This is a genomic window from Bittarella massiliensis (ex Durand et al. 2017) (assembly GCF_017566145.1).
In the GTDB taxonomy this organism is placed as follows: Bacteria; Bacillota; Clostridia; order Oscillospirales; family Ruminococcaceae; genus Bittarella; species Bittarella massiliensis_A.
Window position 1 is genome coordinate 1 of the sequence record NZ_JABFCL010000088.1, and the last position, 280, is coordinate 280.

At 48.6% G+C, this 280-nt stretch carries 1 pseudogene; it reads right to left on the reverse strand.

Features of this window, described 5'->3' with window-relative positions:
- A pseudogene (locus HJY11_RS13565) lies at positions 1–235 on the reverse strand (glycoside hydrolase family 3); the annotation flags it as partial.
- Positions 236–280 lie beyond the last annotated feature (45 nt).

Genomic DNA, 280 nt, shown 5'->3' on the forward strand with positions numbered 1-280 from the left:
GGGAAATCAGGTTATTCCCCATCATAATAAGACCTCCTACCGGCGTCTCGTGATAGGCAGTCTCTGTGACTTTCCCTGGATTCCATGTGCCTTCGACTCCCGTCAGGGCGTCCGGCGTAATGATAAACATCTGTGCCACTTTTTCCTCTATAGAAAGCTCCCCCAGTTTCTTATCAATCTGCCTTTTGTTCTCCTCTTTCTTCTGTATGTCTTTTTCCTTCTGATCTTCTTTCACCTGCTGTGTCCCGTCTGTGCCATCCGTTTCATCACGGCCTGCATG